Below are 13,962 nucleotides of genomic sequence, written 5' to 3'. Positions count from 1 at the left end.
CTGGCGACCACAGAAAGGCACCCGGCAGCGTCGCCCACCGCGCACAGGTGCCATCAAACAGTCAGCGTTCTACGTCACGATTCCATTGTTGGGTCCACGTCGCGCGCTTGTCGTTGACCACGTCCCAGTCGACCTTGAGCATGTTCGCAACCGCACTCGGACCCGGTACACGCGCGGCAACGGCCGCCGGCAACTGAGTTTGTTTGTTGACCGGCGCGACGCCTTCTTCGTCTGCGTACAGCGCCTGGACTTCTGGCGACAACGAGTACTGCACGAACTTTTGGGCGAGATCGTTCGGCGCGTCATGTTTGAGCGGGCACATACTCAGCCCGAGTACGACCGCCCCTTCCTTTGGCGCGACGAACTTGACCGGCACGCCCTGGTTGCGCAATGCCTGCGAGCGGCCATCGCCCCATGCGGCAAGCGCGATGCTGTCGCTCTGGAAGAGTTCGGAGATCTTCCCCGGCGACGGATCGAATGACAGCACGTTCGGTGCGATCGATGCTTTCACCGTGTCGAAACCAGGCTGGATGTTTTGCTCGCTGCCCCCGTTCAGATGGGCCAGCACGATGAGCGCCTGCAGGCCATAGCCATTGCTGATGGTGGGGAATTCGACCTTGCCCTTGTAGCGTGGATCGGCGAGGTCGTGCCACGAGGTCGGCGGCGCCCACCCCTTCGCGGCAAACAGACGCTCGTTGTAGACGAGGCCCGTGGCGTCCAGCCCGATGGTCACCGCCTTGTTGCTCTTGAAGCGGGCTACGTCGTACAGGTTCTTGTAGACCGGCGCATCGGTGAGGGTGTCACAAAAACCGAGCTGGATCGCCTGATACATCGGACCGTCGTCGAGAAACACGACATCGAGGTTTTCCTTGCCTTTTTGCGCCTGAAGCCGCGCCATCGTCGTCGTGGAATCGCCCGGAACGACGACCACCTTGACATTGTTGGCCTTTTCGAACGGCGGGATGATCTTTTCCCGCAGGAGTTGTTCGAAGGATCCGCCGAAAGCGCCGACGTAGAGCGTCGTTTCAGCGTGGGCCTGCGCGGCAGCAAAAACGCCGGCGAGCATGATCGGGACGATACGTTTGCGCATTGAAGTCTCCATCGATATCGGAATGTTATGCTGCTGTTTATCCGGCTTTATCCCGGCATTCATACAGTTTTGTGCGCCAAATAGGGACCGTCAAATCAGATATTCTTGGCAATCGATGCCTAAATGTTATGAGGTAGGAGATGAAGAGCCGGCAGCTTGAAGCGTTCCGGGCGGTGATCCTGCGGCAGTCAATTACGCGGGCAGCCGAAATGCTGCACGTTACGCAGCCAGCCGTGACACGCCTGATCCTCGATCTGGAGACGGAAATCGGCTTCAGCCTGTTTACCCGCGAGAAAGGCAGACTTTTCCCTACTCCGGACGCGTTGCTGCTCTATCAGGAAGTGGAGCGTTCATTTATCGGCGTCGAGCGCATCGCCCACGCGGCGCAGCAAATTCGCTCGCTCACGAGGGGATCGCTGAACATCGCAGCGGCACCTGCATTGGCGTTGAACCTGCTGCCGGAGTGGATTAGCGATTTCACACGGATACACGAAGGGGTGACAGTGTCGCTACTCGTTCACGGTACGAGACTGGTCGGGGAACTTGTGGCGAGCGAGCAATGCGACATCGGATTCGTGACGTACACGACATGGCAGCCTGGCGTGCAACTCGAGACGCTGTTCAGTGCCGATATGAAATGCATCTTGCCTAAGGGACACCGACTTTCGCGCAAGCGGGTCATTACTCCCGAGGACCTGGCCGGCGAGAAGTTCATTTCGTTTCCGCGGGAGTACGATACGCGTCGCATCGTCGACGATATCTTCGCTGCGCGGCAGATTGAACGCGTGATGAGCGCGGAGTGTCAGTTGTCAGCCGCAATTGCAACGTTTGTGGCACGTGGCGCCGGTGTGTCGGTCATTGATCCGGTATCCACCGACTATATGACGGAAGCGGTTTCCGTCCATGATTTTATGCCTGCGATTCCGTTTGAATACGGTGTCGTCACATCCGACCGGCAGCCGCCGTCGCGTCTCACGTGCGCTTTCGTGGACTTCGTGCGAGAGAGAGTTAAGGAGCGAATAGGCCGCCCTCATGCCTGACTCGCAGCCGGCGCCGTCGGCATGGAATGATGGGTAGAACCGACAGGCACACCCGCTTAAGAAAGCGCACGTGCCAGCGCCTCAGACTGATGCCAGAAAGGAATTAGAACCGGTGCACAATCCCGACCTGTACACCGCGTGCATCCGCTCCTGGGTAAGCGAGGGGCAAGCCGGGATTCGCCGCGCCGGCGAGTGTATAACTCGCCTCGTTTCGATTACGCAGGAAGGACAGGGCTCCATAGAAGTTGGTGCGTTTCGACAGGTCGTACTCGTACATCAGTCCCACCTGATCGGCGTTATTGCCCTGCGAAGTGCTGTCATGCAGGTAGGCATAGCCCAGTGCGAGACTATTGTCCGCATTGAACTGGTACTTGGCGGACAGGCCATATACCCGTGCATCGATGTCGATATCATCCCACTTCACGGCGGAATAGCCGCCATAGACGGTTGCTTTGCCGATCGCATACGACACGCCCGCCATGATCGTGTGGTCCGTCGTCGTCGCATTCACGTTCTTCAGCCACTGGCCTGCTACGAAAGCGGCAAACGGTCCGTGTTCGTACGTCGCGTCGAACTGCTTGCTGGAACCTGCGGACTGGAAGCCGCCGGCATCGCCTAGTCCGATATAGACCCCCGCCTGGAATCCGCCGACTTCGGGACTCATGTAGGACACCGTGTTGCTCGTGCGGTAGGCAAACGTCGTCAGGTTATCCATGCCGGATGCCTGAGTCACGCCGCCGAACGCGTCCTGCCCGCTCTGGTCGTAAAACAGCGGAGAATTCTGCCGCCCCGCTCGCACCTGCCCCCACGAACCCGACAAGCCCACCCACGCTTGCCGGTTGAACATCGAGTTACTCTCGGCCAGCGTGCCGTCATTCGGATTGAAGCCGTTTTCAAGGTTGAAGATGACCTTCTGGCCCCCGCCGATATCTTCCGAGCCTTTCAAACCGAACCGGCTGCCCCACTGGCCGCTCGATCCGAGCGCAGCTGTATAACCGTTGCCGGTGTTGACGTATTGGGCGAATTCGTCAACCAACCCGTACAGCGTCACGTTATCCTGCGCAAACGCGTAGTGAGGTACAAGCAGAATCGTGGTCGCGCACGCGAACTGCATGCCGTAGCCAACGTAGGAGAAGGCGTGGCACAAGCTATTTTTTTTCATAATTAGTATTACTATTCAAATAAATGAAAGGTATCAATGTGCCACTCGTTGCCGAGGTGGCCGGCGTGCGCCGTGGTGTTCAGTCTGGAAAAACGGGGAGCGGCGGTCTTCCGTGCAGGTCGCACACGGTGCGGATGCCGCGGACACGTATGGCAACGGGCCGTGCGTGTCCGCGGAAGACCTTAAAAGGAAGTGCTTACACGTACTTCAACTACGTGCCTTGCCTTGCTCGACCGGGAGAATCAGACGCTCGGGGATAGTGCGCGAGGCGTTGCGAGCACACGCGTAATAGAGCACCGCGGGTACGATAAGACCGAGAATCCACGAGATGTCCGTTCCACCGAGTGCATCGACAAGCGGCCCCGTATAGAAGCTGGTCGAAATGAATGGCATCTGAACCAGCACCCCGGCGACATAGATCGCGATGGCCATGCCGTTCCAGCGGCCGTACCGGCCGTCCGGATTCGAGAGCGCCGGGACGTCGTAGCGCGATTTCGTAAAGCAGTAGTAGTCCACGAGGTTGATCGCGCTCCACGGCGTGAAGAAGGCGAGCAGGAACAGGATGAACGCTGAGAATTCCTTCAGGAACGAATGGCGGCCTGCCAGCGCGACCAACGTCGATACCCCTACCATGCCGAGGATGTAAAGCAGGCGGTGACGGGTTGATATGGCGCGCTGACCGCGAAAGCCGCTGACAATCGTGGCCATCGACATGAAGCTGCCATAAGCATTGAGCGTCGTGACGGTGACTTTGCCGAGGGCGATGCTGAAGTAAAGCAGCGCGGCAACCGCGCCGGTCGCGCCCAGTCCGACGATGTACGACACCTCGTGGTGCGAGAACTGGCTTCCTGCGAGTGCCGCAGCGAACACGCCGAAAGTCATCGCAGCCTGTGCCCCGATTACCGAGCCGAGCCCAACGGCGAGAAACGTGCGAACGGACGAGGTCGAGCGCGGCAGGTAGCGCGAGTAATCCGCGACGTACGGTCCGAACGCGATCTGCCACGAGGCGGACAGCGACATCGAAAGCAGGAAACTGGCGAGCGTGAAGTGCCGGTTCGCGAGCAGCGCGGCGACGTCGTGACGCGCGAAGAGCTGTGCAAACATGAAGACAAAAGCCGCGACGCCCACCACGCTGGCAATGCGCCCGACGAAGTGAATCGAGCGGTAGCCAAAGATCGTCAGGAGCACGATCACGGCGGCGAACATCACGATGCCGAGCGAGTCGTCAACGTTGAACAACTGCGCGACCGCCTGGCCGGCCAGCACCGAACCGCTTGCCGAAAAACCGATATACATCAGGCACACGAGCACAATGGGAATCATCGCGCCGTACACGCCGAACTGCACCCGGCTCGAGATCATCTGCGGGAGCCCGAGTTGTGGCCCCTGAGCGCCGTGCAGTGCCATGACGGTTCCACCAATGATCTGCCCGATCACCAAGGCGACGAGCGACCAGAACACGTCCCCGCCAAGTACGACAGCGAGCGCGCCCGTCACGATGGCCGTGATCTGCAGGTTGGCCGATAGCCAGAGCGTGAACTGGCTAAACAGGCTGCCATGCCTTTCTGCATCGGGAATGTAGTCAATCGAGCGGGATTCGATCAACGCGCCGCTAAGTGTTCCTGGTCAATCGATTTGAATTTGGCTATCCTGGCGCCTTCTGATGCCGGGGTAGCGGATGAAGTGTGTTGTAGAACAGAGCGAAGCCGAGGAAACGACGTTGCAGCAGCTGTCGATCAATCACAAACATCGGGACACGCGCACGCGAGCGGCGGGTCTGCTGATGCTCGGGCGCAGGATCAAGCCCAAGGTTATTGCCGAGCAGCTTGGTGTGAGCGCACAGAGCGTCTACAACTGGTCGCACGCATGGCGCGACAGCGGGGTGTGCGGCCTGATGGGTGGCCATAACGGTGGCCGTCCGCCTGCGTTGTCTGACGCAATGATCACCACGGCCCTTGAGGTGGCGCGAACCGAGTCGTTGACCCTTGGCCAGATTGCGCAACGCGTGCAGGAGATGCGTGGCGAGGCGCTGCCGTGCCGCATCGAAACGCTCGGAGAGGCTCTCAAGCGCGAAGGCTTCTCGTTCAAGCGCAACCGCTACACCCTGAAAAAAAGCGTGACGAAGAGGCGTTCGCCATGAAGCAGGCCACGCTCGACAAACTTCAGGTCGCCGCCCGCGACGGGCAATGCCGCCTGTTCTACCTGGACGAAGCGGGCATTTGCGCAGCACCACCGGTTCAGCGCAGCTGGTCACCACGCGGCTTGCCCCATGCCATTGAACCCAACAGCCACTGCAGGCGCTCGATCATCGGTGCGCTCGACTTCGGCAAGAATGCGCTGATCCATGCCGCGCACACGCGCACTGTCAAGCGACTCCATGTCGTCGAATTCATCGAAGCGCTGCTCCAGCAGGGCGACGGCAAACCCACCGTGATCGTGCTCGATAACGCGAGCATCCATCACAGCGTCGACCAGGCTACGCTGGATCGCTGGTTCATTGAACACAAAACGCTCCTCTTCCATCTGCCGCCATACAGTCCCGAGCTCAATCTGATTGAGATCGTCTGGAAACATTTCAAATATCACTGGCGACGCTTCGTCACCTGGACAAAAGAAACCATCGACGCTGAACTCGCCGAACTGCTGAACGGATACGGCACAAAATTCCAAGTCAATTTTTCGTGAACACTTAGCAGGGTTTTCGGTGGGAATTGCCACGGAACTGTCTCCAGAACGCTTCAGATGCCGCGTGCTCGACGCTGAGTCGGGCGAACGGACTATTGGAGTTACGGGTGTGGCGGCGCAGGCCGCCCCTTTATCTATCTGGCGAATCGGAGGCGAGCAGCGGTTTACTCGCTTGGCGGCGGGCGCTTTTGGTACCCGGTCATGTCGAACTTGATCACGCCGGGTAGTAATTTACTTGTATAGACAACTCCGTGCAAATAGGGTGTTACCCGGTTCGCATATATAAGATCTCAGCTTTCGCTTTTGTCAGAAACGATATTTCCTGAAGAAAGGCGGCTACTTGGCGAGAGTTAGCTGACTTTTAGCCAAATTGTGCGGCAGGCCATCCAGGGCCGAGCTTGCCCCAAGTACTTCAGTCGGATTGAAATAAGATGAACGATATGTATAGACATGTTGCAATGATCGCGCGGCTTCTACGCAACCCCGCCTCAATGCGAACTGTCAGAACGCGTACCACGGTCGAAGAATCCGAACAGAAGCGCGGCAATCGTGAATGCCAGTACCACCGAGCAAACACCGCTCCATCCGGCCCATGCCCACGCCGCCCCCGACAGCAAGGCACCCACCGCGCCGCCGATAAAGAAGATTCCCACGAAGAGCGCATTCAATCGGCCGCGCGCCGCCGGATTGATGAGATTAATCGCGCGCCGTCCGAGCGTTTGATCGGTGATCAGCCCCGCGTCGAGCGCTGCCGCGCCGACAACCAGCAGCGCGAGCGCGAGACCGGGGTGTGCCGTTACCGGGAATCCGCCCCAGCCTGCACCTGCCGCGCCCACTACGAGCACGGCCGCAATCATCAACAGATGCGCGATCCGTTGTGTGATGCGTTGCGCCCCGCGATCGCCGAGATAACCCGCGAGCGGCGTGACGATCGCCCCGCTCGCGCCAGCCAGCGCAAACGCGGCGATGCCGTGCATGCCTAGCGAGAACGGCGGCTCCGCCAGCAGCAAGGCGATGGCGGTCCAGAACGCGCTGAACGCGCCGAGCCCGAGCGCTGCCAGCGTGGCGCGACGTTGCAGGACAGGTTCCGTGCGCAGCAGTGTCCACAGGGAGCGCAGCAACGCTGGATAACGCGCCGTCGCGAGCGGCTTGTGGGTGGGCAACTGGGTGTACAGGACGACCGCCAGCAATGCGTCAGCGCACGCCTCGATGCCAAAGAATGCGCGCCAGCCGAACGATCCGGCAATCACGCTCGCGAGCGGACGCGACAACAGAATCCCGATCATCAGCCCGCTCATCACGTTGCCGACCGCCCGCCCACGCCGGTGTTCCGGCGCCATCGACGCCGCCATCGGCACGAGCATCTGGATCACGCTCGACGTCGCACCCGCGAGCGACACCGCTGCAAGAAACAGCCAGCCCGACCGCGCAAACGCCGCAACGCCAAGAAACACGGCACAGGACATCAGTGTCCGAAAAATGAGCTTCCTGCTCTCAACCAGATCGCACAGGGGCACGAGCAAAAGCAAGCCGGCCGCATAGCCCAATTGCGGCAGCATGGCGATCAGTCCGGCAAGTTCGGGCGGCAGGTTCAGCGCGCGGCTGACAGGCCCCGTCAATGGCTGCGCCGCCGTCAGGTTCACGATGATCACGCCGACCGCCGCGGCGAAAAACAAGGTAAGCGGCGCGGTCAGGACGGCACCAGGCGCCGCTGAAACTGCGGGCGTAGAAGACAGGGGAGACAGAGGCCGCGCAGCCGTCTCGGCGGGTCGAGTCATCGCTCCACTCCGGTTGATTTCATTCCGGGTTATCGTACGGACGCCGATGTTATGCGACAATTGAAATATCTCGATAATGTTTATGCGAGTTTGTTATGAATACGCGTGACCTGCAGGCGTTCGTGGCGGTAGTCGAAAGCGGATCGATGGTACGGGCGGCGGAGAAGCTGTTTCTCACACAGCCTGGACTCACACGCCGCGTACAGAACCTGGAGACGATGCTTGGCACCGAGTTGCTGGACCGGCAGAGCAAACCGCTCAAGCCGACAGCGGCGGGCAACGAGGTGTACGGTCTTGCGCGCACGGTGTTGCGCGCCGTCGACGACCTGATGGCCGTGGCGTCGCCCGAGAGCGAATCGACGGGCGAGATGAGAATCGGCGTCCCGCCGTTTCTATCCGAGCTCGCGCTCGAGCGGCCCATCGACCGTTTGCGCAGCACCTTTCCTAAGCTGACGCTACGCGTGACGGCAGGCTGGTCGCCGGGCCTGTTGCAGAAAGTCGAGCACGGCGCGGTGGATGCCGCCGTCGTGCTGATGCCCCCTGGGATTCCGCTGCCCGAGACGATGACGGCGACGTTGCTCGGCGACAAGCGGGTCATCGTGGTGGCGCCGCGTTCGTTTGGCTTGCCTGAAGAACCGACGACGCTCGCCGAGCTCTCGCGTTACCCGTGGGTGTTGAATCAGGACGGCTGCGGAATGCGTTCGACGCTGAGCCGCGCGATGTCGGCGGGCGGGTTGCCGTTCAACGTCGCGGTCGAAGCCTTTGGGTCGGAGTTACAGCTTTCGCTGGTGGCGCGGGGCATGGGCATCGGGCTCGCGGTGCCGGAAATGCTGGCGCGCAGCGCACACCGCGAGTCACTGCAGCAGGTCGATGTGACGGATTTCCACAACGTACTGAACGCCTGGCTCCTGCATGGCGTGCTGCCCGGTCGTCTGGTGCGGCCCGTCGCGTTGATGCGCGACGCGCTTGTGGAGAGACTGGAAAGCGATTCGGCCATGCCATCCATTGCGGATTCAACTGCGTGACATACATGCCGTCCGGTTGAATTTGCGAGGGGCCCGGTTCGAGAAAAGCCGCCAGGCAGGCCGATGCGATCTGTGAACGGCAGCCAAACCGCGCGGCCCAGCTTCCATTCATGCAGCAGCCGTAACTGAATCAGTCGGCACAACCAGCAGATCGCGGCAATGCACGAGCGCATTGCGCACCGACGCGCCCCCGGCGTAGAACATCAACTGCAGGATCGACTCAATGACCTGCTCGCGGGTCGCGCCCGCCGCAAGTGCGGCATGAACGTGCGCGCGCAACTGCGTGACGGGATGGCCGAGCGCCACGCACGACGCGATGACGACAAGCTCGCGTGTGATCAGGTCGAGCCCCGGGCGGGCCATGACGCCACCCAGGGCCCACTCGATGGACATCTCGACGAAGTCCGGGCACAGCCCTTCCATATCGGCCTTCAGCGCCTGGGCGGATCCGGCACCGTGCAGTTGCTCGAGCAGCGCTGCGCCGCGTTCACGAAGTGTCGGTTGCGATAGCACGCATGCCTCTCCCTCAATGGTCTGCGATGTCGTACGTGGAGAACTCCACGTCCCTGTCGAGATTGTTGCCGCGCAGAGCTGGCAGAAAAAGACCGCGTCGCTTCGAACATAACCAAAGGACACTTCGCAATTGGACAGACTGGAAAGCATGACGATCTTCGTGCGGGTCGTGGAGCGCGGCAGTTTCGCGGCCGCTGCGGAGGAGTTCCGGCTGACGGGGACCATGGTCGGGCATCACATCCGGGCGCTCGAAACACTGCTGGGCGGCCGGCTGCTGAATCGCACCACGCGCCGGCAGAGTCTCACCGAACTCGGGCAGCACTACTACGAGCGATGCAGGCGCATTCTCGCCGACGTGGCCGACGCCGAGGCGATCGGCGCCGAACTGCATGGCGAGGCACGCGGCCGGCTGCGCGTGCTCACACCCGTTTCGTTCGGCGTCCATGCGCTTGCGCCGGCCTGCATCGACTATCGTGCGGCGCACCCCGATGTCGCGATCGACCTCGTCGTTAGCGATCGGGCCATCGACTTCGTTGATGAAGGGTTTGACGTGGCGGTACGTATCGGCGAGCTCGCGAACTCATCTCTGGTCGCGCGTGCGTTGCGTCCGTACCGATCGGTGGTCTGCGCAACGCCTGGCTATCTCGAACGGCATGGCGTGCCCGTGGCGCCCAACGATCTCGCGCAGCACAGTTGTCTCGGATTCGCGCATCCGGTCGCGGGGCGCAACTGGCGGCTGCAGGGGCCCGAAGGTGACATCGTCGTGCCGGTGTCGTTGACCCTGACCGCGAACAATGGCGAAGCACTGCGAATGGCTGCGCTCAGTGGACTCGGCATCATCATGCAGCCCGAGATCCTGCTCGACGACGATCTTCGCGCCGGCCGGCTGGTGACGCTGTTGCCCGACTATGTGCCGCACGCACGGTCGATGCATGTGCTGACGGTCGCGGACCGTCACCCGCCGCCGAAGATTCGCACGTTCGTGGACTTCATCGTCGAGCGTTTTGGCGGGCGCGCTTCGTCGCCGAGGAAGCGGCGCAACGCTGCTGGTTAGCCGGGCATGATCCGTTCACAAGACGGCATCAAACTACCTGATCAGTAATGCGAACGTGAGCATCCGTGATGTGGAATCCACGCGTCTCGATGTCGTCCAGACACTCTCCCGAGTCAACGCCCGGAGTCGGGTTGTCCCGGCTCAGTTCGACTGACCTGAATGAAACCCAGGGAGCAAATCTTGCCGGCAGATTCGCCCCTGCCGGGTCTGCCGTAAAGCCGAACACCCGACCGGGTCCCCGAAAGATATAGACAAGCATGTCGCTCACTCCTGCGATGGACGAATACCTATAATAATCGAGCTACCGCTTAAGTTACCGCGACATCAGCGACCGGATCGCGCGCGGTGTTCAGATCGAAGACGAATCAACTCAGTCGTTGACGCATATCTTCGCTTTAGTCCCCAAGGACGTCACGCCGATGCCATCTACCATCCGCAACTCGCTCGTCTGGATCTTTGAAGCATTGGAGCGGGATGCTACTTACGTTCGCAAGCCGATGTTCGGCTGCGATGCCGCCTATGTCGACGGCCTGTTATGTCTGGTTGCGGCTGATCGCGACGCGCCGTGGAATGGCTTGCTGGTGTGCACATCACAAGAGCGCCATGCCGCTCTGACTGAAGAAATGCCCGCTTTGCGGCCGCATCCTGTGCTTGGAAAATGGCTGTATGTCCCGCAAGCCGACCCGGCGTTTGAAGACATCGCGGAAAGGATGACGTCGCTCGTGCTCGCGCGCGATTGGCGAGTAGGCGTCGAGCCGAAGCCACGCCGACGCGGTGGAAAATCTTCGCTGCCAAAGACATAGGGCGCATCCAGGTCTTCGCACCGCCGAAGGTCTCTCGCCCTATGATCGGGCATGTCGCGCCAGACAAGTGCATCTGACGGCAACGAGATCATGGCGTCTGGTGTGGGCCTCCCCCTCCTGAAAAGGCCCCGGCGAGATTCATCGTAGTTGGTACGATTCTTGAATACATGTACTCGATAACTTGTACACAAGAGGGAATACGAGATGCGTGGATGGACGATTTCGGAGTGGCAGGACGCCTATCGAAGGGGTGCAACGCCCGCCAAATTACTCAATGAACTGGTTAGCGGGCTGACGCCCGACGATCCCGCCTGGATATCGACCGCGACACAGGCCGCGCTCAACGCGCAGCTCGCACGGCTTGACTCAAAGCTCACAGCGGCCGGTGGCGATCTGACGAAACTACCGCTCTATGGCGTTCCCTTCGCCGCGAAGGACAACATCGACGTTTCCGGCTTCGAAACCACGGCCGGATGTACTGCATTCGCCTACCCGCCCGCTCGTAGCGCGACTATTATCCAGCGGCTGACGGATGCCGGCGCCATTGTCATCGGCAAGACGAACCTCGATCAGTTCGCAACCGGCCTTGTGGGCGTGCGCTCCCCTTACGGCATACCGACCAACTCGTTCGATCCCGAGTACATCTCCGGCGGCTCGAGTTCCGGCTCGGCTTCCGTGGTAGCGCGTGGCATCGTGCCGTTCTCGCTCGGCACCGACACGGCCGGCTCGGGACGCGTCCCTGCGGGCCTCAACAATATTGTTGGACTCAAGCCCACCCGCGGCGCCTTCAGCAATACGGGTGTCGTCCCTGCATGCCGCACGCTCGACTGCGTCTCGGTGTTCGCGACAACCGTTGACGACGCGGCGCTCGTGTATGACGTTGCTGCCGCACTCGATCTGGCTGATGGCCTCTCCCGCGAAGCACCCGCCGCTGCCCGCAACTGGCGCGTGCCCGCCGCGCCCCGTTTTGCCGTGCCTGTGAAACCGGAGTTCTTCGGCGACGAACTCGCCGCAGCGGCTTTCAAGGCGGCGATTGCACACATTGAAGCACGCGGGGCGACCTGCGTACCCATCGACTTTTCCATCTTCGATGACGTCACCGCGTTACTGTATGACGGCGCATGGGTGGCCGAGCGCTATGCGGCGATTCGCGACTTTGCCGGCAAGCATGAGGCAGATATTCACCCGGTGGTGCGCAACATCATCTTCAAGGCGAAGGAATTCTCCGCCGCCGACACGTTCGAGTCGATCTACAAGCTGGCCGACTTGAAGCGCCATGCCGACGCAGTGCTATCGCAGTTCGACGCGCTGCTCGTGCCGACCGCGCCAACGCACTACAAGATTGCCGAGCTGCTGGCAGACCCCGCGCGTCTGAACAGCAATCTCGGCAAGTACACCAACTTCGTCAACCTGCTCGACTGGAGCGCTGTGGCCGTACCGGCGAACCTGCGCGCGGATGGCCTGCCGTTCGGGATTACCTTCATCGGTGATGCGTGGCAGGAGCGCGCGCTCGCGGCCTTCGCCGCGCAGTGGCATCAAGCCACCGGGTTGCCTCGCGGGGCAACGGGGCTGCCACTGCCGTCGCGTTCTGCAGAGCAAACGCCCGCGGCTGGCATCAGCGAGCCTCGCGGCACGATCCGTGTCGCCGTGGTCGGCGCGCATTTGCGCGGGATGCCGCTCAATCACGAATTGACGAGTCGTGGTGCGCTCTTTGTAGAGAGCACCACCACGTCCAGTGACTATCGGCTCTTCTCGCTCGCGAACACCACGCCGGCGAAGCCGGGCCTGCTCCGTTCCAGCAACGGGTCGCCCATTCAACTCGAACTCTGGGACGTGCCGCTCGCTGCATTTGGCTCTTTCGTCGCGGGTGTGCCGGCGCCGCTTGGGATCGGGACCGTGACACTCGTCGACGGCAGGCAGGTCAAGGGCTTCATCTGCGAACCCTACGCCTTGCAGGACGCGCGCGACATCACCGGGTTCGGCGGCTGGGCAGCCTGGCTCGCCAGCCAGCAAGCAGCCTCTACGTCATCCCATTCATGATCTGGGGTAGGCTTCTTACCTACCCCCTTACAAACCGGGAAACGCAGATGGCGGACAACAGCGTGCCGACTGGGTCGGCGAAAAACGCTAGCAACCTTGCTGCGCAGATCTACACCCAACTCAAAGCCGACATCTTCGACTTTCGCCTGCTGCCCGGAGACAAATTCAGTGAAGGCGATATCGCGGCGCGGATGCAGGTCAGCCGCACGCCGGTGCGACAAGCGCTGTTCTGGCTGCAGCGCGAGGGCTACGTGGATGTCAATTTCAAAAGTGGCTGGCAGGTTCGCGCGTTCGACTTCAAGTATTTCGAGGATCTCTACGAAGTACGCGTGATGATGGAAACCTCGGCAATCGCGAAGATCGTCGAACTGGATGTCACCTCCCGGCTGGAGGCACAGCGCGAGATCTGGTGTGTGCCCGTGAAGAAGCAGCTTGACGACCCCGTCACGGTCGCCTCGCTTGACGAAGCTTTCCACGGGCGCCTTGTAGCCGCGATCGGCAACAACGAAATGTCCCGGATTCACGAGGACGTCACCGAGCGGATCCGGATCATCCGCAGGCTCGACTTCACCAAGAAGCCGCGCGTCGCGGCAACGTACAAAGAGCATGCGGCGATTCTCAAGGCTATCTTTGCCGGCGACGTTCCCGAGGCACAGCAGATGATCCGCGCCCACATCGCGGAAAGCCAGGCCGAGGTTAAACGCATCACGCTTTACATGATACAGACTGCACGCGAGCGCTACGGCGCGCGCGAAGATACCTGACATCACTT

13 protein-coding genes are annotated in these 13,962 nt (G+C 61.1%); 8 read left to right on the top strand and 5 right to left on the bottom strand.

The features are described from left to right. Positions 1-61: 61 nt before the first annotated feature. The gene (locus tag PQQ96_RS10205; RefSeq protein ID WP_408291329.1) at positions 62-1,090 is read right to left on the bottom strand and encodes an ABC transporter substrate-binding protein; all 1,029 of its coding nucleotides are present in this window, start codon (positions 1,088-1,090) and stop codon (positions 62-64) included. 140 nt (positions 1,091-1,230) lie between these two features. Between PQQ96_RS10205 and PQQ96_RS10200 the strand changes: the two genes are divergently transcribed. Next, positions 1,231-2,130 (top strand): LysR substrate-binding domain-containing protein, encoded by a 900-nt coding sequence (locus tag PQQ96_RS10200; protein ID WP_408291327.1) that lies wholly within the window; start codon positions 1,231-1,233, stop codon positions 2,128-2,130. A 103-nt stretch (positions 2,131-2,233) separates the two neighbouring features. Here the strand turns inward: PQQ96_RS10200 and PQQ96_RS10195 are convergent, their stop codons facing one another. Together PQQ96_RS10195 and PQQ96_RS10190 are read right to left on the bottom strand one after the other, a co-directional pair. Next, entirely contained in the window at positions 2,234-3,244 is a 1,011-nt protein-coding gene (locus PQQ96_RS10195; RefSeq protein ID WP_408291454.1) for a porin, read from the bottom strand. A 255-nt stretch (positions 3,245-3,499) separates the two neighbouring features. Then, positions 3,500-4,897, bottom strand: coding sequence for a purine-cytosine permease family protein (locus PQQ96_RS10190; RefSeq protein ID WP_408291325.1), 1,398 nt, complete (start codon positions 4,895-4,897; stop codon positions 3,500-3,502). 73 nt (positions 4,898-4,970) lie between these two features. Between PQQ96_RS10190 and PQQ96_RS10185 the strand changes: the two genes are divergently transcribed. Further along, a complete protein-coding gene (locus PQQ96_RS10185; protein WP_408291323.1) occupies positions 4,971-5,432 on the top strand; it encodes a helix-turn-helix domain-containing protein in 462 nt (153 codons plus the stop codon). Then, positions 5,429-5,977, top strand: a complete 549-nt coding sequence (locus PQQ96_RS10180) for an IS630 family transposase (protein ID WP_408291321.1) — start codon at positions 5,429-5,431, stop codon at positions 5,975-5,977. The genes PQQ96_RS10185 and PQQ96_RS10180 overlap by 4 nt, the downstream gene beginning before the upstream one ends. Positions 5,978-6,465: 488 nt before the next feature. Here PQQ96_RS10180 and PQQ96_RS10175 read toward each other — a convergent pair whose 3' ends face one another. Next, the gene (locus PQQ96_RS10175; RefSeq protein ID WP_408291320.1) at positions 6,466-7,755 is read right to left on the bottom strand and encodes an MFS transporter; all 1,290 of its coding nucleotides are present in this window, start codon (positions 7,753-7,755) and stop codon (positions 6,466-6,468) included. 95 nt (positions 7,756-7,850) lie between these two features. Here PQQ96_RS10175 and PQQ96_RS10170 point away from each other — a divergent pair, with 95 nt between their 5' ends. Continuing rightward, on the top strand, positions 7,851-8,780 hold the full coding sequence (locus PQQ96_RS10170; protein ID WP_408291318.1) for a LysR family transcriptional regulator: 930 nt from the start codon (positions 7,851-7,853) through the stop codon (positions 8,778-8,780). Between the two features lie 108 nt (positions 8,781-8,888). On the opposite strand, the gene PQQ96_RS10165 is transcribed toward PQQ96_RS10170, so the two are convergent. After that, complete coding sequence (locus tag PQQ96_RS10165; RefSeq protein ID WP_408291317.1) at positions 8,889-9,293, bottom strand: carboxymuconolactone decarboxylase family protein; 405 nt, start codon at positions 9,291-9,293, stop codon at positions 8,889-8,891. A 130-nt stretch (positions 9,294-9,423) separates the two neighbouring features. Here PQQ96_RS10165 and PQQ96_RS10160 point away from each other — a divergent pair, with 130 nt between their 5' ends. The 4 genes from PQQ96_RS10160 to PQQ96_RS10145 all read left to right on the top strand — a co-directional run bounded on the left by PQQ96_RS10160 (position 9,424) and on the right by PQQ96_RS10145 (position 13,954). Continuing rightward, positions 9,424-10,347 carry a LysR family transcriptional regulator gene (locus PQQ96_RS10160; protein WP_408291315.1) on the top strand — a complete coding sequence of 308 codons (924 nt, stop codon included), beginning with the start codon at positions 9,424-9,426 and terminating at the stop codon, positions 10,345-10,347. A 419-nt stretch (positions 10,348-10,766) separates the two neighbouring features. Continuing rightward, positions 10,767-11,150, top strand: coding sequence for a hypothetical protein (locus tag PQQ96_RS10155; RefSeq protein WP_408291313.1), 384 nt, complete (start codon positions 10,767-10,769; stop codon positions 11,148-11,150). Between the two features lie 204 nt (positions 11,151-11,354). After that, positions 11,355-13,190 (top strand): allophanate hydrolase, encoded by a 1,836-nt coding sequence (atzF, locus tag PQQ96_RS10150; protein ID WP_408291312.1) that lies wholly within the window; start codon positions 11,355-11,357, stop codon positions 13,188-13,190. Between the two features lie 47 nt (positions 13,191-13,237). Continuing rightward, entirely contained in the window at positions 13,238-13,954 is a 717-nt protein-coding gene (locus PQQ96_RS10145) for a GntR family transcriptional regulator (RefSeq protein WP_408291310.1), read from the top strand. Positions 13,955-13,962: the final 8 nt, after the last annotated feature.

Origin of the sequence: Paraburkholderia sediminicola, from assembly GCF_046027825.1 — a bacterium.
Classification (GTDB): Bacteria; Pseudomonadota; Gammaproteobacteria; order Burkholderiales; family Burkholderiaceae; genus Paraburkholderia; species Paraburkholderia sediminicola_D.
The sequence above is the reverse complement of the archived record's forward strand: the minus strand, read 5'-3'. Positions and strand labels throughout refer to the sequence as shown.